12 protein-coding genes are annotated in these 18,425 nt (G+C 69.6%); 7 read left to right on the forward strand and 5 right to left on the reverse strand.

From position 1 onward, the window contains the following. The first annotated feature begins 24 nt into the window (after positions 1–24). Positions 25–1,269 carry an alanine racemase gene (alr, locus tag V7060_RS07280; protein WP_334178574.1) on the forward strand — a complete coding sequence of 415 codons (1,245 nt, stop codon included), beginning with the start codon at positions 25–27 and terminating at the stop codon, positions 1,267–1,269. A gap of 24 nt (positions 1,270–1,293) precedes the next feature. Here the strand turns inward: alr and gltS are convergent, their stop codons facing one another. Next, positions 1,294–2,496: a sodium/glutamate symporter gene (gltS, locus tag V7060_RS07285; protein WP_334178575.1), complete on the reverse strand. Its 1,203-nt coding sequence runs from the start codon at positions 2,494–2,496 to the stop codon at positions 1,294–1,296. 82 nt (positions 2,497–2,578) lie between these two features. Here gltS and V7060_RS07290 point away from each other — a divergent pair, with 82 nt between their 5' ends. Both V7060_RS07290 and V7060_RS07295 read left to right on the forward strand, forming a co-directional pair. Then, positions 2,579–3,817 (forward strand): flavohemoglobin expression-modulating QEGLA motif protein, encoded by a 1,239-nt coding sequence (locus tag V7060_RS07290; RefSeq protein WP_334178576.1) that lies wholly within the window; start codon positions 2,579–2,581, stop codon positions 3,815–3,817. Positions 3,818–3,865: 48 nt separating this feature from the next. Further along, a complete protein-coding gene (locus tag V7060_RS07295; RefSeq protein ID WP_334178577.1) occupies positions 3,866–4,510 on the forward strand; it encodes a response regulator transcription factor in 645 nt (214 codons plus the stop codon). Position 4,511: 1 nt separating this feature from the next. Here the strand turns inward: V7060_RS07295 and V7060_RS07300 are convergent, their stop codons facing one another. Further along, positions 4,512–5,426, reverse strand: a complete 915-nt coding sequence (locus V7060_RS07300; RefSeq protein WP_334178648.1) for an AEC family transporter — start codon at positions 5,424–5,426, stop codon at positions 4,512–4,514. A 22-nt stretch (positions 5,427–5,448) separates the two neighbouring features. Further along, entirely contained in the window at positions 5,449–8,091 is a 2,643-nt protein-coding gene (locus V7060_RS07305; RefSeq protein ID WP_334178649.1) for a PAS-domain containing protein, read from the reverse strand. 137 nt (positions 8,092–8,228) lie between these two features. Here V7060_RS07305 and V7060_RS07310 point away from each other — a divergent pair, with 137 nt between their 5' ends. The 4 genes from V7060_RS07310 to V7060_RS07325 all read left to right on the forward strand — a co-directional run bounded on the left by V7060_RS07310 (position 8,229) and on the right by V7060_RS07325 (position 16,434). Next, positions 8,229–9,584, forward strand: coding sequence for a dicarboxylate/amino acid:cation symporter (locus V7060_RS07310; RefSeq protein WP_334178578.1), 1,356 nt, complete (start codon positions 8,229–8,231; stop codon positions 9,582–9,584). Between the two features lie 47 nt (positions 9,585–9,631). Next, the gene (locus V7060_RS07315) at positions 9,632–12,703 is read left to right on the forward strand and encodes a TonB-dependent receptor (protein WP_334178579.1); all 3,072 of its coding nucleotides are present in this window, start codon (positions 9,632–9,634) and stop codon (positions 12,701–12,703) included. A gap of 25 nt (positions 12,704–12,728) precedes the next feature. Then, positions 12,729–14,021, forward strand: a complete 1,293-nt coding sequence (locus V7060_RS07320) for a hypothetical protein (RefSeq protein ID WP_334178580.1) — start codon at positions 12,729–12,731, stop codon at positions 14,019–14,021. Between the two features lie 115 nt (positions 14,022–14,136). Next, positions 14,137–16,434, forward strand: coding sequence for an NADP-dependent malic enzyme (locus tag V7060_RS07325; protein ID WP_334178581.1), 2,298 nt, complete (start codon positions 14,137–14,139; stop codon positions 16,432–16,434). Positions 16,435–16,449: 15 nt separating this feature from the next. Here V7060_RS07325 and V7060_RS07330 read toward each other — a convergent pair whose 3' ends face one another. After that, positions 16,450–17,064, reverse strand: coding sequence for a hypothetical protein (locus tag V7060_RS07330; protein WP_334178582.1), 615 nt, complete (start codon positions 17,062–17,064; stop codon positions 16,450–16,452). A gap of 122 nt (positions 17,065–17,186) precedes the next feature. Next, entirely contained in the window at positions 17,187–18,287 is a 1,101-nt protein-coding gene (locus V7060_RS07335) for an NADP-dependent oxidoreductase (RefSeq protein ID WP_334178583.1), read from the reverse strand. Between the last annotated feature and the right edge of the window lie 138 nt (positions 18,288–18,425).

An 18,425-nucleotide genomic window follows, 5' to 3' on the forward strand; every position in this document is an offset into this window, starting at 1 on the left:
AGGCGGCGCCGGTGGGAGGCCGCCATGGCGGATAAGCGCCCCGTGGCCTCCTTCGGCCGCCGCAGTTTCATCGCGGCGGTGATGGGAACGACCGTGGCCGCCGCACTCGATGCGCACGCAGCGCCTTTGCTTGGCATGCCGGGAAAGCGGCGCGCCGTCGCGGCCAATGCGTGGATCGAAGTCGATCCGGTGGTGTTCGAGCACAACCTGGGCCTGGTGCAGGCGGCGTTGGCGGGTGGCGCGCGGCTGTGCGCCATCGTGAAGGCCGATGCGTACGGCATCGGCATCGACATGGTGATGCCCAGCCTCATCAAGGCGCGCGTGCCGTACGTGGGTATCGCCAGCAACGAGGAGGCCCGCATGGTGCGGGCCTGCGGCTTCAAGGGGGCGGTGATGCGCGTGCGCGCCGGCACCCCGGACGAAGTGGAGGCCGCACGTCCCTACCGGGTCGAGGAACTCGTGGGCAACCTCAACGTGGCGCTCGCGATGGGCGCGCGTGCCCGCAAGCGCGGCCACGCGTTGCGCGTGCACTTGGCGCTGAACGCCGGCGGCATGAGCCGCAACGGCCTGGACATGGTCACCGAGCGTGACCGGCAGGACGCGCGCGAACTGGTGGAAACACCGGGCCTGCGCGTCGTCGGCATGATGACGCACTTTCCGGTGGAGGAACGCGCGGACGTGCTGAAGGTGCTCGACGCGTTCGGGCAGGAAACCGCCTGGTTGTTCGCGAACACCGCGCTGCGGCGCGAAGAGGTGCTGCTGCACACCGCCAATTCGTTCGCCACACTCCACGTGCCCGAGGCGCATCTGGACATGACCCGTACCGGCGGCGCGCTGTACGGCTACGGGGGCACCGACAAGCCCCCGTTCGCGCACGTGGCGGCATTCAAGTCGCGGGTGGCGTCGGTCAACGCCTATCGCGCCGGCGAAACCGTCAGTTACGACCGTACCTTCGTGTTGCAGCGGGACTCGCTGCTGGCGAACCTGCCGGTGGGCTACTCGGACGGCTACCGCCGCGCCTATTCCAACAAGGGTAGCGTGCTGGTGCGCGGGCGGCGCGCCCCGGTGGTCGGCCGCGTCACCATGAACACCACGATGGTGGACGTGACCGACATCCCGGGCGTCGAAGCCGGCGATGAAGCGGTGTTGTTCGGCAGGCAGGGCGATGACCAGATCACGCAGGCCGAGATCGAGGCGCTGACCGGCGTCATCCTTGCCGACCAGTACACGGTCTGGGGCGCCACGAATCCCAAGCGGCTGCGCCGCTGAACGTGCCGCGGCGATACGGCGCGCTTAATCCCAGAGGTTGATGAAGCCGGTGATGATCAGCGCGTTGGTGAAGTCGATGAAGAACGCGCCGACCAGCGGGGCGACGAGGAAGGCGCGCGGCGCCATGCCGTAGCGTTCGACCAGCGTGCGCATCACCGCCATCGCGTTCGCGGTGGTGCCGAGCATGAAGCCGATGAAGCCGCCGCCCATCACCGCCGCGTCGTAGTCGCGGCCCATCACGCGGAACACCACCCCGCAGAACAGTGCGACCAGCACCACCTGCAGCGCGAGGTTGACCAGCAGCGGCGCGGCCAGGCCGGCCAGTTCCCACAGCTTGAGGTTCATCAGCGCCACCGCCAGGAACAGCGCCAGGCAGACGTTGCCGATCAGGTCCGTCGTCGCCACCGGCAGGCCGATCCAGCCGGTGCGGTCGTCGAGGTAGCGGATCAGCGCACCGACCATCATCGCGCCGACGTAGGCGGGCAGGGTGAGGCCGGCGGCGGCCAGGCCCTGGCTGACGCCGGCGCCCAGCCACATCGCCACCAGGATCACCACGATGCTTTTCAGCGCGGCGGACTCGCGCGTGGCGAAATCGGGCGTGTCGCGTGCGCCGGTCGGCTCGGCGGCGGATTCGTCCGGTGCGCCCAGGCGCACGCCGCCGTACAGCTTGTGCCGGCGTATCAGCACGGTGGCCACCGGTCCGCCGATCAGGCCGCCGCAGAGGATGCCGGCCATCGCCGCGGCCACCGCGATCGTGGCGGCGCCTTCCACGCCGGCCTGTTCGAACAGCGGCGCGAACGCCAGGCCCGTCGCCGGGCCGCCGGTCAGCGTGGTGGAGCCGGCCAGCACGCCGAACAGCGGATGCAGACCGAAGCCCATCGCCACTGCCATGCCAAGCAGGTTCTGCACGATGGCGAAGCCGCTGGCCAGCAGCAGGAAGATCACCACCTGGCGTCCGCTGAGCTTCAGCAGCGCCACGCTGGCGTTGACGCCGATGGTGGTGAAGAACGCGATCATCAGCGGCGTCTGCAGGCTGGTGTCCAGCGTGAACAGCGTCACCTCGTAGCGGCGCGCGATCAGCACCGCCACGGCCACCACCAGGCCGCCGATCACCGGCGCCGGCAGGTTGTACTTCGAGAACAGCGGGACCACGCGGCACAGCGCATAGCCGAGGAAGAGCGCCAGGCCGGCGAAGGCCAGGGTCTGCACCGCATCAAGCTCCAGCATGCTGCCCCCGCAACTGTTGGACGAGACCCGAGCATAGTCGAGTGACGGGCGCCGTGGGCTACAGTGACGCCCGGAGGATCCCATGCAGCCCGACATCGCCCATCACGCCGCGCTCGATGCGCGCCTGGTCAAGGCCGTGCGCGGCATCAAGCTGCTGAGCCTGGCCAGCTGGCCTGCCGAGGTGCAGGCGCCGTTCCTGGAAGGCTTCGAGCGTGGCCAGCCCGTGTTGCCGGTCATCGACTATCCGCGACTCGATTTCGGTGACGCGCGACGCGAACTCGCCGGCATCGCCGCTGCCGCAGACCCGTCGCATCCGTTGGGCTGCTACCTCCGCGAGTCGGTGCACAGCTGGGACATCGCCGCGCAATTGCTGGAATCGCTGGGTACGCCGGCGGTGACCACGCATTCGATCGCGCTGTTCGGCACGCCGGAGGCCTGCCTGCCGGGCGATGGCCCGACCACGCGCGATGCCGCCGGCCACTTCATCGCCATTGCCAACGAGCTGGATCACGAACTGCTGTCGCCCGAGGAGCAGGTGCCCGTGTCCGCCACTGCGTTGCAGCTGCAGCTGCAGGCGGACCTGGACGATTTCTTCGATGGCCGCGTCATCACCGTGGAACTGGATCGCCAGCTGATCGCCAAGGCCGCCGCCGGCGCCACCCGCATCCGGCTGCGGCATGGCGCCGCCTTCAGCGACTACGACCGCCGCCAGCTGCTGCAGCACGAGGCGCTGGTGCATTCGCTGACCGCGTTGAACGGGCGCGAGCAGGCGGTGCTGCCGAGCCTGGCGCTGGCCTCGCCGCGCGTCACCGCCACCCAGGAAGGGTTGGCGACGTTCGCCGAGCAGATCACCGGCAGCATCGACATCGAGCGGATGAAGCGCATCAGCCTGCGCATCGAGGCGGTCGCGATGGCGCTGGCAGGCGCCGACTTCATCGAGGTGTTCCGCTACTTCACCGATGCGGGACAGAACGCGGCGGAAAGCTTCTCGTCGGCGCAGCGCGTGTTCCGTGGCGTGCCGACGTCCGGTGGCGCGGCGTTCACCAAGGACACCGTGTACCTGCGCGGCCTGATCGGCGTGCACACCTTCTTCCGCCGCTCGCTGCAGCAGGACCGGCTGCGCCTGTGCCGCCGCCTGTTCGCCGGCAAGATGACGCTGGAGGACGTGACCGCGTTCGAGCCGATGTTCGATGCCGGCGTGCTGGTGCCGCCGCGCTGGCTGCCGAGTTGGGTCAGCCGCGCCAACGGCCTGGCGGGCATGCTGGCGTTCTCGCTGTTCGCCAACCGGATCCGCCTGGACAAGCTGGGCCCGGCGGCCTAGCCACAAAGTGCTACGCGCCCCGTCCGCCGCCGATGGCACACTGGGCGCATGAGTTCGCCCGCCATCCTCGTCGCCGACGACCATCCGCTGTTCCGCACCGCCGTGATCCACGCGCTGCGAGGCGCGTTGCCCGGTGCCGGCGTGACCGAGGCCGCCAGCGCGGCCAGCCTGGGGCAGGCGCTGGATGCGCGGCCGGATACCGACCTGGTACTGCTGGACCTGAGCATGCCGGGCGCGCACGGATTCTCCGCACTGCTCCACGTGCGTGGCGAGCATCCCGAGGTGCCGGTCGTGGTGATCTCGTCGAACGAACATCCGCGGGTGATCCGGCGCGCGCAGCAGTTCGGTGCGGCCGGTTTCATTCCCAAGTCGTCGCCGGCCGAGACCATCGGCGAGGCGGTGGCGGCGGTGCTGGACGGGGGCGCGTGGTTTCCGCCACTGACCGTCGAGCGCTCCGAGCAGGATGCGGCGCTCGCGGCGCGCCTGGCGCAGCTGACGCCGCAGCAGTTCCGCGTGCTGCTGTGCCTGGCCGACGGCCTGCTCAACAAGCAGATCGCGCACGAACTTGGCCTTGCCGAGAACACGGTGAAGGTGCACGTCACCGCGATCCTGAAGAAGCTGGAATGCCATAGCCGCACGCAGGCGGCGGTGCTGGTGAAGTCGCTGGAACCGGAAGGCCCGCCGGTCGAGTGAGTCAGCCGAGCCAGGCCGGCAGCTGCATCGCCAGCGGCACCGTCGCGGCGGCGAGCAGCGTCTGACACGTCACCAGCGAGGCCATCAGCGGCGCATCGCCACCCATCTGCCGCGCCATGATGTAGGCGTTCGATGCGGTCGGCAGCGCCGCGTAGAAGCACGCCGCGACCGTCACCGGCGTGCTGGCGTCCAGCCACCGGCACACCAGCACGGCGAGCAGCGGCAGCGCGAGCAGTTTCAATGCGGAGGTCGCGCCGAGCAGCGCGGGCCGCACGTGGTCGCGCCGGAACTGCAGTCCGCCGCCGACGCACAGCAGCCCCAGCGCCAGTGCCGCATCGGCGAGGATGTCCAGCGCCGCGGCCAGCGGCACGGGCAGCGGCAGACCGCTGAGGTTGTACAGCAGGCCGGCCAGCGTCGACAGGATGATGGGATTGCGCGCCAGCGCCAGCGCGATGCCACGCGCGCTGGCATCGCCGCTGCCCCACACCGCCAGCGCGACGACGGCGATGACATTGACCACCGGCAGGCAGATCGCCAGCGCCAGCATCACCATCGCGGTGGTCTCCGGCGGGAACAGCAGCGCCGCCACCGCCAGCCCGAAGTAGCTGCTGGGCCGCACCGCGCCCTGCACGACGGATGAGCGGCTGGGGCCGGGCAGGCGTGGCGCCAGCCGCAGCGCCAGCAGCACCACGCCGGTCAGCACCAGCGTCGGCAGCAGCGCGGCCAGCGCCAGGTCCAGCGCATCGTTGGCCGACAGTTTCAGCCGTGCGGCGCCGACGAACAGCAGCGCAGGGAACGCCACGTGGAAGGAAAACCACTCCATCGCCGGGAACAGGCCGTCGGGGACGCGCCGCACCCGACGCAGCGCGGCGCCGAGCAGCACGATGGCGAGGACGGGAATGACGTAGGTCAGCATTGGCACGGCATCGGGTCGATCCTCAGCGTGCGCGGCGCACGTGGAGTTGGGTCATCAGTGCGCGCAGCGCGGCCGGCTTCACCGGCTTGGCGAGGAACCCCCAGCCGTGTTCCAGCGCCAGCGCGCGCAGCGCCTCGTCGCGCTCGGCGGTGACCAGGATCACCGGTGGCGCACTGCCCCAGCGCTCGCACAGGCGTACGTACAGCGAGGGTCCGTCGGTGTCGCCCAGCCGCACGTCGAGCAACAGCAGGTCCGGCGCCTGGCCGGGCACCCCCGCCGCCATCGCATCGGCCGGACCGGCGGCCAGGCCGACGTGGCACTCCCAGCGTTCGAGCAGTGCGCGGGTGGCGTCGCAGACGCGCGGATCGTCGTCCACGCACCACACGTGGCGGCCACGCAGCGGCGACCCGTCGTCGACGTCGGCCTGCGCCGGTGGTGCGTCGATGGCCGCAATGCCGGCGGTGCCACGCGGCAGTTCCACCCAGAACACGCTGCCGCGGCCGAGCTGCGAGCGCAGGCCGATGCGGTGGCCGAGCAGGCGACCGATGCGCTCCACGATGGCCAGGCCCAGGCCGGCGCCGCGGTCGTTGGCGACGCCGTCGTTGAGGCGGCGGAACTCTTCGAAGATCTCCGCCTGCAGGCTGTCCGGAATGCCCGGTCCCTGGTCGTGCACCTCGATGCGCACGCGATCGCCGCGCCGGCGCACGCCCAGCAGCACGCGCCCGCGCGGCGTGTAGCGGAGCGCGTTCGACAGGAAGTTCTGCAGGATGCGGCGCAGCAAGGCTTCATCGCTGCGCACGATGGCGCGGGTCGCGACGCCGTCCAGTACCAGGCCGCGGCCTTCGGCGAGCATGCCGAACTCGCGCAGCAGGGTTTCCAGCAGCGGCGCCAGCGCGAAGTCGCGCACCTGCGTCGGCAGCGTGCCGGATTCCAGCCGGGCGATGTCGAGCAGGCTGTTGAGGATGGCGTCCTGCGCGGCCAGCGCATTGTCGACGTGGTCGGCGAGGCGATGCGCCTCGTCGTCGTGCAGCCGGCCGCGCAGCGCCGACACGAACATGCGCGCGGCGTTCAGCGGTTGCAGCAGGTCGTGCACGGCGGAGGCGACGAAGCGCGTCTTGTAGCGGTTGGCGTTCTCCGCCGCCTGCGTGGCCTCGGCGAGCGCGCGAGTGCGCTCTTCGACACGGTGTTCCAGCGCATCGGCCAGCGAGCGCAGGTCGCGTGCGGCGTGCTTGTAGCTGGTGATGTCGGCGTAGCTGGTGACGAAGCCGCCGTCCGGCAGCGGATTGCCGCGGATCTCCAGCACCACGCCGTCGTCCTTCTCGCTTTCGCGCATGTGCGGCTTGCCGCTGCGCAGGTGGTCCAGCCGGCGCTGGATCGCCTCTTCCACCGGGCCGGGTCCCAGCAGGCCACGACGCGCGTTGTGGCGGAATACGTCCTCGATCGGTCGGCCGACGTGGATCAGCTCGGGCGGGAAGCGGAACAGGTCCATGTAGCGCGAGTTCCACGCCACCAGGCGCAGGTCGGCATCGATGATGACCACGCCCTGCGGCAGGTGCTCCAGGCTGCGGCTCAGGCCGGCATCGGCCGAGCGCGCGGCCTCGACGATGCCGTCGCGGGCGGTGCGCAGTTCCTGCGCGTGCTGCTGCAATACGGTTTCCAGTTCCTCGCGGCTGCGCCGCTGCAGCAGTGCGATCCGGCGGCGCTGCTGCATGAACAGCACGAGGAACGACAGCGCCAGCCAGGCGCCGCCGGCGGCCAGGGCGGCGGTGCGCCCCGCCGCGGTGATCGCCGACGCGTCGTGCAGCAGATGCAGTTGCCAGCCTTCTTCCGGCAGCGCCATCGACGGCCACAGCACCGTGCCGGGAAGCGCGGGATCGCGCAGCTGCACGCGGCGTGCGCCATCGCCCGGCGCGGACAGGTCCTGCCATTGCAGCGGCGTGAGCGTCTGCCGTGCGTACTGGCGGGTGGCGGCCAGCTCGCGGCGATCGGCATCGGTCAGCGTCCGCAGCGTGCGATAGCGCCAGGCATCCTGGCTGGCGAGGAAGATCACGCCGTGCGCGTCGCTGACCAGCACGATGTCCGGCGTCTGCAGCCATTCCTGTTCCAGCGCGTCCAGTTCGATCTTGATGACGATCAGCCCGATGACGTCGCCGCCATCGCCGGTGATTGCCTGCGACAGGAAATAGCCCGGCTCGCCGGTGGTCAGGCCGATGCCGTAGAACTGCCCCTGCCCGTCGCGCAGCGCCTGCTTCACGTAGGGACGGAAGCTGTAGTCCTCGCCGACGTTGCTGGTCGGCGCGCGCCAGTTGCTGGCTGCCAGCGCGATGCCGTGGCGGTCGATCAGCGTCAGCGTGGACGAGCGGGTGACGCTGTTGGCGTCCTCCAGGCGCTGGTTGAGCGCGTTGCGGCGCGCGTCGTCCACCGGCGCCAGCAACGCCGCGCGCAGGTCGGGGTCCTGCGCCAGCACCTGCGGCAGCGTGCGGTAGCGGTCGATGCGCTGCTGCAGCGCCTGCGCATGCAGGTCCAGCTGCCGCTCCAGCTGCGCCGTTTCCGCACGTTGCGCGCGCGTGCCGGCCGCATGGTAGGCCAGCGCCATCACCAGCGCAGCGCCGCCGAGGATCGACAGCAGGACCAGCAGGATCTGGCGGTGGCGGCGGGCACGCAGCATGGGCCGCAGTCTAAAAGGTGCGGCGCAGCATCGGGGCGGGCTAGTACCAATAGGTTATCGGCGCGGCGGCGATGCGGGGGTACAACATGCCGGCCGCCGATCCGGGTGGCGTCGCCATCCACGGAGTGTCCCCCATGCACCTGGCCGATACCCCCTACGTGCCGCCGCCGAAGGTGCCGCTGTACAGGCAGCTGTACTTCCAGGTGATCGTGGCCATCGTGCTGGGCGCGACGCTGGGGCATTTCGAGCCGGCGCTGGCCGAATCGATGAAGCCGCTGGGCGATGCCTTCATCAAGCTGGTGAAGATGATCATCGCGCCGGTGATCTTCCTGACCATCGTCACCGGCATCGCCGGCATGACCCAGCTGCGTACGGTCGGCCGCGTGTTCGCCAAGGCGATGGCGTACTTCCTGTTCTTCTCCACGCTGGCGCTGGTGGTCGGCCTGATCGTGGCGCACGTGGTGCAGCCCGGCGCCGGCATGAACATCAATCCGGCCGACCTGGACCAGTCCGCGGTGCAGGACTACGTGCAGAAATCGCACGAGCTGTCGCTGGTCGGCTTCCTGATGGACATCATCCCGAAGACGCTGGTCAGCCCGCTGGTGGGCGACAACATCCTGCAGGTGCTGTTCGTGGCGGTGCTGTTCGGCCTGTCGCTGGCGCTGGTCGGCGAGAAGGGCCGCCCGGTGCTGACCGTGCTGGAAGCGCTGACCACGCCGGTCTTCCGGCTGGTACACATCCTGATGCGCGCCGCACCGATCGGTGCGTTCGGCGCCATCGCCTTCACCATCGGCAAGTACGGCGTCGGCATGCTGGTCAACCTGGCGTGGCTGGTCGGTTCGTTCTACCTGACCTCGCTGCTGTTCGTGGTCGTCATCCTCGGCCTGGTGTCGTGGTGGTGTGGCTTCTCGATCTTCCGCCTGATCCGCTATCTGAAGGCGGAACTGCTGCTGGTGCTGGGCACGTCGTCGTCCGAGTCCGCGCTGCCGTCGCTGATGGAGAAGATGGAGCGCGCCGGCGCATCGAAGTCCGTGGTCGGCCTGGTCGTGCCGACCGGCTACTCGTTCAACCTGGACGGCACCAACATCTACATGACGCTGGCCGCGCTGTTCATCGCGCAGGCCACCAATACCGAACTGAGCCTGGGCCACCAGATCATGCTGCTGCTGGTGGCGATGCTGAGTTCGAAGGGCGCCGCAGGCGTCACCGGCGCCGGTTTCATCACGCTGGCCGCGACGCTGGCGGTGGTGCCGGAAGTGCCGGTCGCCGGCATGGCGCTGATCCTCGGCATCGACCGCTTCATGAGCGAATGCCGCTCGCTGACCAACTTCACCGGCAACGCGGTGGCCACGCTGGTGGTCGCGCGCTGGGAGAACGCGCTCGACCGCGATGCGCTGGCGCGCGCGCTGGGCGGACCGTCCGCCCCGATCGCCGCCGCACCCGATCCGGCCGCAGGCCCGGGCGATCCGACACGACTCACGGCCGACTGACGCTGGCCGCACCACGTCTTCAGAGGAGGGACTGAACGATGCATGCCTTGAACCCACGCCGCACCCCGTTGCGCAGCAGTCTGACCCTGGCCTTGCTGGCGGTGATCCATGCCGCCGCCGCCCAGGACACCACGCCACCGGCCGCGCCGGCACCGCAGTCGGCGCCCGCGGAGGAACCGGCCACCACGCTGGACAAGGTCACCGTGGTCGGCTCGCATATCCAGGGCGCGGCCACCACCGATGCGCTGCCGGTGCTGGTGGTCGGCGCGGACCAGATCGATGCCTCCGGCGCGATCTCCGGCGACGAGTTGATGCGCACCATTCCGCAGATGGGCGACGTGCTGTTCGACGCGTCCAACAATCCGCAGACCAGCAACGCCGCGCGCGGCGACGTCAATTCGGTCAACCTGCGCTCGCTCGGCGTCGGCAACACGCTGGTGCTGCTCAACGGTCGTCGGCTGGTGCAGCACCCGACCAGCCAGGGCACGTCCGACACCGGCACGGTGCCGGTGCAGAGCTTCAATTCCAACGCGATCCCGGTCTCCGGCCTGGACCGCATGGAGATCCTGCTCGACGGCGCGGCGGCCATCTACGGCGCCGATGCGGTGGCCGGCGTGGTCAACACCGTGCTGCAGACCGACTTCGACGGCGTCAGCGCCAGCACGCGCTACGGCGGTGCGGAAGGCACGGGCATGAACGAGTTCGAGGTGAACCTGTTCGCCGGCCACAACGTCGACCGCGGCAACGTCTCGCTGTTCCTGAACTACACCGACCGCTCCGAACTGATGGCATCGGACCAGGACTTCACCGCGACCGACGACCTGCGCGCGCTGTTCGCGGACTATCCGGACTTCGCCGGGCTGGCCGCGCTCGACGGCCGTTCGTCGCATACGCCGTGGGCGCGCCTGACCGTCGGGCCGCGCGCGGTGATCCGGTCCAATGGCGTGGCGGTGACGAACACCGCCGGCGCGTTCCGCGTCCAGCCGTCGAGCTTCGGTTGCGGCGTCAGCCTCGGCAACGACCTGTGCCTGGCCAGCGGCAACCACAACTTCAACACCACCAATCGCGAGATGCGCTACGACACGCGCCATGGCACCAGCGTGCGGCCGTCGGTGGAGCGCATCAACCTGTTCCTGACCGGCCACTACGACGTGGGCGACAACGTCGAGGCGTTCGGCGAAGTCGGCTTCTACCACGCGGTCAGCGAAGCGACGCAGCCGCCGGTGGTCAACCTCAACAGCCTGTGGATCCCGGCTACCAATTACTGGAATCCGTTCGGTGCCGCCACGCTGCCCGATGGTTCGCCGAACCCGAACCGCCTGCCCGGCCTGACCGGCGTGCCCGCCGCCGGCCTGCCCGTGCAGATGAGCAACTACCGCTACGTCGACGCCGGCTTCCAGCGCGTGCGCGTGGAGAACTACCAGGCGCGCTTCCTCGCCGGCCTGCGCGGCGAGTGGAACGGCTGGAACTGGGAAACGGCGCTGCTGTACTCCGAAGCCGAGGCCGAGGACCGTTCGCCCAACATCAACATGACCAAGCTGCAGCAGCAGCTGGCGCTGGCGACGCCGGACGCCTACAACCCGTTCAGCGGCGGCTGCGTGTCCACGCCGAGCTACGGCGACTGCTCGCCGAGTTCGCAGGCGGCGATTGACGGCATCGTGTTCGACCTGGTGCGCGAGTCGCGCACCACGCTGACGATGGCCGACTTCAAGATGAGCCGCGGCGACCTGTTCGCGCTGCCGGCCGGCAGTGTCGGCATGGCGTTCGGTGCGGAAGCGCGCCGCGAGACGCAGCGCGACGATCGCGATGCCAACCTCGATGGCACCTACACCTTCACGGACATGGTCACCGGCGCCACCAACCTCAGCAATGTCGCGGCGGTCAGCCCGAACCCCGATACGCGCGGCTCGCGCAACGTCGGTTCGGCCTATGTCGAATTCGCGGTGCCGCTGGTGTCGGAAGACATGGGCATCCCGCTGGTGCATCGCCTCGACATGCAGCTGGCTGGCCGCTACGAGCACTATTCCGACTTCGGCTCCGTCGCCAAGCCCAAGGTGGCGCTGGCGTGGGACCTGGTGGAGGGCCTGCGCCTGCGTGGTTCCTACTCCGAAGGCTTCCGCGCGCCGAACCTGGAGCAGACCAACGCCACCCAGTACGCACGCCTGGCCAGTGGCGTGGACCACATCCGCTGCGAGGCCGACCTGCGTGCCGGCCGCATCGCCTCGTTCAGCGCCTGCGGACAGAGCACCTCGGGCGCGTCGCTGCTGGTGGCCGGCAACCCGGACCTGGAACCGGAAGAGAGCACCAACACCTCGTTCGGCGTGGTGTTCCAGCCGACCTTCATCCCTGAGCGCTTCGGCCGCTTCACCTTCACCGTCGACCGCTGGAAGATCGAGCAGGAGAAGATCGTCGGCCTGCTGGGCGCGCAGACCGCGCTGACAGTGGACTACCTGGCGCGCGTCGGCGGCGGCAGCAACCCGCTGGTGGTGCGCGAGGCGCCGACGCAGGAGGACATCGACGCGTTCGCCGGCACCGGCATCGATCCCGTGGGCCGCGTCACCGCCATCAACGACCGCTTCATCAACCTGCAGCCGCAGACCGCCGGTGGCCTGGACTTCGGCCTGGACTGGTCGCTGCGCCGCACGCGCTTCGGTTCGTTCTCGGTCAACCTCAACGCGACCCGCCTGCTGGAGTTCACCCGCGATCCGGGCGACATCGTCAACGCGCTGTATGCGGCGCGTGCGGCGGGCACCATCGATCCGCTGACGCCGCTGCCCGACCCGAGCCAGCTGATCGGCCAGAACGGCCGCCCGGAATGGCGTGCCAGCGGTTCGCTGACCTGGAACAAGGCGGCATGGCGCGTGGGCTATTCGGCGCAGTACATGAGTTCGTTCGAACAGCCGCAGCTGCTGGGTCTCTCGGGCGACCCGTGGGTGGTCGACCAGCGCCTGACCCACAACCTGTACGGCCAGTACCGCTTCCCCGATGGCACCGCCGTGCGCCTGGGCGTGCGCGACCTGACCGACGAAGGCCCGTCGCTGGCCGATGGCGGTTACCGCGGTTCGCTGCACAATCCGTGGGGTCGCTACTGGTACGTCAACATCGCCCGTTCGTTCTGAGGAGGACGCAGGCACGATGCGAAGCATGAGCCGTCGCTGGATCGCCACCGTGCTTGCCGTGCTGGGCACGGTCGCCCTGCCTGCCGGGGCGGCCGATGCCGACGGCAAGGCGACGTTCGCTCCGGTCGCCTGTCCCGCCTCGGTCGGCACACAGGTCGACTGCCACGAGGCCCGCGATGCGAACGGGGCATGGCTGCTGGTGGCGATGCCGAAGACGTGGAACCGCCGGCTCATCGTGCACGCGCACGGCGGGCCGCGGCTGGGTGCGCCTAAAGCGGGCGATTCTGCGGAAGACCTGGACCGCTTCGCGGTGATGGTGCGCAGCGGTTATGCGTGGATCGGCAGCACCTACCGCCGCGGTGGCTATGGCGTACGCATGGCGGCCGCCGACGTGGACGTCAGCCGTCGCGTGTTCTGGTCGCGCTGGGGCCGCCCGGAGCGCACGCTGCTGCACGGCCAGTCGTGGGGTGGCAACGTGGCGGCGAAGGTGGCCGAGCTGTATGCGCTCGACATCGACGGACGCGCCAACTACGACGGCGTGCTGACCACCAACGGGCTGCTGTCCGGCGGCACGCGCGGCTACGGCTTCCGCGCCGACCTGCGCGCGGTCTACCAGTACTACTGCCGCAACCATCCGGCGGCCGATGAAGCACAGTACCCGCTGTGGCAAGGGCTGCCGGCCGGCGCGAAGATGACGCGCGACGACCTGCGCACGCGCGTGGACGCGTGCACCGGTGTCGACCAGTCGGCGTCGAAGCGCACGCCGGCGCAGGCGGCGAACCTGCGCGACATCCTCGCCGTCACCGGCGTGGCCGAGAAACAGCTGGTCGCGCACCTCGCCTGGGGCACGTTCCATTTCCAGGACGTCGTGCAGAAGCGGCTCGGCGGCCGCAACCCGTTCGACAACCACAAGACGGTGTATCGCGGATCGCGCGACGACCGCGCGCTCAATGCCGGCGTCGAGCGTTTCAGCGCCGATCCCGCGGCCGTCGCCATGCTCGCCTACGACGCCGACCTGTCTGGCCTGATCGTGCGGCCGACCGTCACCGTGCACGCGCGCCACGATCCGACCGTGTCGTACGAGGCCGAGGCGATCTATGCCGCCACCGTGGAAGCGGCCGGACGCAGCGACCTGCTGCTGCAGGCCCTCACCGACGAAAGCGACCACAGCCGGCTGCAGGATGCGACATACGCCAGCGCATTGCAGGTGCTCGAACAGTGGCTGGACAGCGGCAAACGGCCCGCCGCCACCGCATTCGCGGATACCTGCGGCCGTGTGTCGCAGGCACGCGATGCCTGCCGCTTCATCGCCCCTTGAGCGAAGGCTGCATGACCGTGGCGTGACGCAGCACCGTAACCGGCCGGGTCCGGCCCCGGCGGGGAAGGGGTAGAATCGCTGCTCCCCCGCCTTCACCACAGGCACCGTTTCCGCAATGACGAACGACGATTTCAAGCAGGCCGCGCTGGAATACCACCGCCTGTCTCCGCCGGGCAAGATCAAGGTCGCCCCCACCAAGCCGATGCTGACGCAGCGTGACCTGGCGCTGGCGTATTCGCCGGGCGTGGCCTATGCCTGCGAGGCGATCGTCGAGGACCCGAAGACCGCCAGCGAACTGACCGCGCGCGGCAACCTGGTGGCCGTGGTCACCAACGGCACCGCCGTGCTCGGCCTGGGCAACATCGGCGCGCTGGCCGGCAAGCCGGTGATGGAAGGCAAGGGCGTGCTGTTCCAGAAGTTCGCCGGCATCGACGTGTTCGACATCGAGATCGACGAGACCGACCCCGACAAGCTGGTCGACATCATCGCCTCGCTGGAGCCGACCTTCGGCGGCATCAACCTGGAAGACATCAAGGCGCCGGAGTGCTTCATCGTCGAGCGCAAGCTGCGCGAGCGGATGAAGATCCCGGTCTTCCACGACGACCAGCACGGCACGGCGATCATCGTCGGTGCGGCGGTGGTCAACGCGCTGGAAGTGATCGGCAAGAAGATCGGCGACGTGAAGCTGGCCACCAGCGGCGCCGGCGCGGCGGGCATCGCCTGCCTCGACATGCTGGTCGCGCTGGGCCTGAAGCCGGAGAACATCCTGGCCTTCGACCGCGACGGCGTCATCTACACCGGTCGTCCGAACCTGGACCCCGACAAGGCGCGTTACGCACGCGACACCGCCAAGCGCACGCTGGCGGAGATCGTCGAAGGTGCGGACATCTTCCTGGGCCTGTCGGCCGGCGGCATCCTCAAGCCGGAGATGGTCGCCACGATGGCGGACAAGCCGGTCATCCTGGCGCTGGCCAACCCGAACCCCGAAATCTCCCCGGCGGACGCCAAGGCCGTGCGCCCGGACGTCATCATCGGTACCGGCCGCAGCGACTACCCGAACCAGGTCAACAACGCGCTCTGCTTCCCGTACATCTTCCGTGGCGCGCTGGATGTCGGCGCCACGGTGATCAACGAAGAAATGAAGGTCGCCTGCGTGCACGCCATCGCCAAGCTGGCGCGGCGCGAGGCGTCCGACCTCGGCAGCGCCTACGGCGACGACGTGCCGTGCTTCGGCCCCGAATACCTCATCCCGCGTCCGTTCGACCCGCGCCTGCTGGTGGAAGTGGCCGCCGCGGTCGCGCAGGCGGCGATGGACTCCGGCGTGGCGCTGCGCCCGATCCCCGACATGTGGGCGTACCGCGAGAAGCTGGGCCAGTTCGTCTATCGCACCAGCCTGATGATGAAGCCGGTCTACGACCGTGCGCGCGCCGACAAGAAGCGCGTGGTCTATGCCGAAGGCGAGGAAGAGACCGTGCTGCGCGCCGTGCAGACCGTGATCGATGAAGGCCTGGCGTTCCCGATCCTGATCGGCCGCCCGGACGTGATCGAGGCGCGCATCCAGCGGCTGAGCCTGCGCATGCGTGCCGGCGTCGACTTCGAGATCACCAACCAGGACGACGATCCGCGCTTCAACGACTACTGGCAGCACTACCACGCGCTGACTTCGCGCCGTGGCGTCACGCCGTCGGCCGCGAAGAACCTGATGCGCTCGCGGCCCACGCTGATCGCGGCGGTGATGGTGGCGCGCGGCGAAGCCGATGCGATGATCACCGGCATCGTCGGCCGCTTCCACAAGAAGCTGGGCTACGTGCGCAGCATGATCCCGCTGGATCCGGGCGTGCAGTCGACCTCGGCGATGACTGGCGTGATCAATAACCAGGGCGCGTACTTCTTCCTCGACACCCACGTGCAGGACGACCCCACCGCCGAGCAGATCGCCGAAGCGACGCTGCAGGCCGCGTACCGCCTGAAGCTGTTCGGCATCGAGCCGCGCATCGCGCTGCTGTCGCACTCCAACTTCGGCAGCCACGAGACGCCGGGTTCGATCAAGATGCGCAAGGTCCGCGAGCTGTTGCTGAAGCGCAAGCCCGACCTCAACGTCGATGGCGAGATGCAGGGCGACACCGCGTGGGACGAGGTGCTGCGCAGCCGGATGATGCCGGGCAGCACGCTGTCGGGCCGCGCGAACCTGTTCGTCATGCCCAACCTGGATGCGGCCAACATCACCTACAACATGGTGCGCGTGGTGACCGACGGCGTGGCCATCGGGCCGATCCTGATGGGTATCTCCAAGCCGGTGCACATCCTGACCACCAGTGCCACGCCGCGCCGCGTGATCAACATGACCGCCATCGCCGCGGTCGATGCGCAGATCCGCCTGCAGCGCGAAGCGGAACGTACCGGCCCGGGCTGATCCCGACGGCGTCCGTCACTCCGTGACGGACGCATCCGGTGCGGCGCCGGCGCCGGGTGCGACACCCGCATCCAGCTCCGACGTGGCCCGTGACACCGCGGTCCGGTCCAGCGTGGACACCTTGCAGGACCGCTTCAGGAACAGGTCGGTCACGTGTTCGCGGCGACCATGCAGCTGTGCGTGCTGCGCCATCGTCGCCATGCTGTCCTGCTGCGCCTTCATGGTCTTGTCCATCGCGTCGTACATGGCGTCGGTATTGGGACGCCCGCCGAGCGAGGACAGCGCGCCGGCGGCCATGCCGGCGCCCGGCACCAGCCCGAGCAGCGCACTGCCGAAGCTGCGCGCGCGCTGGCCGCCCATCATCTTCTTCTGTGCCTGGCGCATGTCCTCGGTAGCCTGGCGCGACAGCACCATCGGATCGGCCGCCTGCGGCAGGGCGGCGATGCGCGTGCCCAGCCATTCGGCTTCAGCGTAGAGCTGTTCGCAGGTCGCATCGGAATCGCTGAGGCGCGCGACGTTCGCGGCCTGCGCGAACACGGACGGGTCGGGCATCTGCGCCAGCGCGGGTTGAACCGCGGATGCGACGAACGCGCTGCCGGCCAGGAGGAGGGTGCAGGGGAAGCGGGGCATCGCGATGTCGCCTGGGAAGTCGAGGGCCTCCGACTGTAGGCAGCACGGCGACCTCGCACGACGTCATGAAGTCCTCCGGACCAACGCGTGTCGCTGAAGGTCACCATGACATCCGGCAGGGGTCAGGCGATGCGGACGATCAGCTTGCCGAGGTTGTCGCCGCGCGCGAGCAGCGCCAGCGCGCGCGGCGCCTGCTCCAGTCCGTCGAGGACCTGTTCGTGCCAGTGCACCTGGCCGTTGCGCAACAGCGCGCCCATGTCGCTGAGGAACGCGGGGTCCACCAGGTGCTGCGGATGCAGGCGGGTGATGTCGCGGTGGGTGAACGAGCGTACGACGAGCCGCCGCATCAGCACGGCGTTGAAGAAGGCCGGCAGCCGGTCCGCCGACATCGACGGCCACAGTTCGCCTTCCATGATGCCGCACAGCGGCAGGCGCGCACCGTCGTTGAGCAGCGGCATCACCGCATCGATGCAGTGGCCGTGCACGCCTTCCAGGAAAATGTCGATGCCGTCGGGGCAGGCGGCCTGCAGTTGGTCGGCGAAGTCCGGTGCGTGGCGGTCCAGCGCCACCTCGAAGCCGTACTGCTCGCGCACATGCCTGCACTTCTCGTCGCTGCTGGTCACCGCGACGACGCGTGCGCCGTGCTGCTGCGCGAGTTGCCCGGCGGTGGCGCCGATCGGTCCGCTGGCGGCGGCCAGCACCATGGTGTCGCCCGGGCGTGGCACGCAGACTTCGCGCACCGCCGACCAGGCGATGAAGCCATACAGGCCGTAGACGCCGAGGGCGGCGCCGACGGGCGCCACGGCGGCATACAGCTTGCGCCGGATCTCGGCGCCATCGACCAGGTCGTGGCTCTGCCAGCCGCTGTGCGCGAGCACGCAGTCGCCTTCCTTGAAGCCGACATGGCGCGATGCCAGCACGCGCGACACGGTGCTGCAGGGCATGACGCCCCCCATCGCCAGGATGTCGCCGTCCGGTGCGTTCTCGTGCATGCGGCCGGCCGCGCAGATGTCGATCGAAATCTGTTCCGTCTTCAGCAGCACCTGGCCATCGCGCAGCGCGGGCAGCGGGACGTGCTCGATGCGGAAGCACTCGGCGATGTCGCGGTCGACCGGGCGATGCGCCAGCACGAGGCGGGTGTTGAGGGGGGCCGCATCGCGCGCGGCATCGAAGGAGTCAGCGGGGGCAGGCGTGCGTACGCCCAGGCATGTCGTCGGTGTCACCGGATCCTGGTCCAAGCAAAAGCCCCTGTAGAGCAGGGGAACGCGGAACACGTGGCGCGCAGGCCACGCGCGGCTCCGCAGGGAGCACGGTCGGTGAGGATGGACGGTGGCGCGAGGTCAGGCGCTGCACGCGGGCGT

The organism is Pseudoxanthomonas sp. (genome assembly GCF_036845285.1).
Classification (GTDB): domain Bacteria; phylum Pseudomonadota; class Gammaproteobacteria; order Xanthomonadales; family Xanthomonadaceae; genus Pseudoxanthomonas_A.

Bases quoted from the DNA above. Each gene is read 5' to 3' on its own strand.
- V7060_RS07300 (WP_334178648.1), bottom strand. From the start codon at position 5,426: ATGCTGACCTACGTCATTCCCGTCCTCGCCATCGTGCTGCTCGGCGCC.
- gltS (WP_334178575.1), bottom strand. From the start codon at position 2,496: ATGCTGGAGCTTGATGCGGTGCAGACCCTGGCCTTCGCCGGCCTGGCG.
- V7060_RS07330 (WP_334178582.1), bottom strand. From the start codon at position 17,064: ATGCCCCGCTTCCCCTGCACCCTCCTCCTGGCCGGCAGCGCGTTCGTC.
- V7060_RS07320 (WP_334178580.1), top strand. From the start codon at position 12,729: ATGAGCCGTCGCTGGATCGCCACCGTGCTTGCCGTGCTGGGCACGGTC.
- V7060_RS07295 (WP_334178577.1), top strand. From the start codon at position 3,866: ATGAGTTCGCCCGCCATCCTCGTCGCCGACGACCATCCGCTGTTCCGC.
- V7060_RS07325 (WP_334178581.1), top strand. From the start codon at position 14,137: ATGACGAACGACGATTTCAAGCAGGCCGCGCTGGAATACCACCGCCTG.
- alr (WP_334178574.1), top strand. From the start codon at position 25: ATGGCGGATAAGCGCCCCGTGGCCTCCTTCGGCCGCCGCAGTTTCATC.
- V7060_RS07310 (WP_334178578.1), top strand. From the start codon at position 8,229: ATGCACCTGGCCGATACCCCCTACGTGCCGCCGCCGAAGGTGCCGCTG.
- V7060_RS07290 (WP_334178576.1), top strand. From the start codon at position 2,579: ATGCAGCCCGACATCGCCCATCACGCCGCGCTCGATGCGCGCCTGGTC.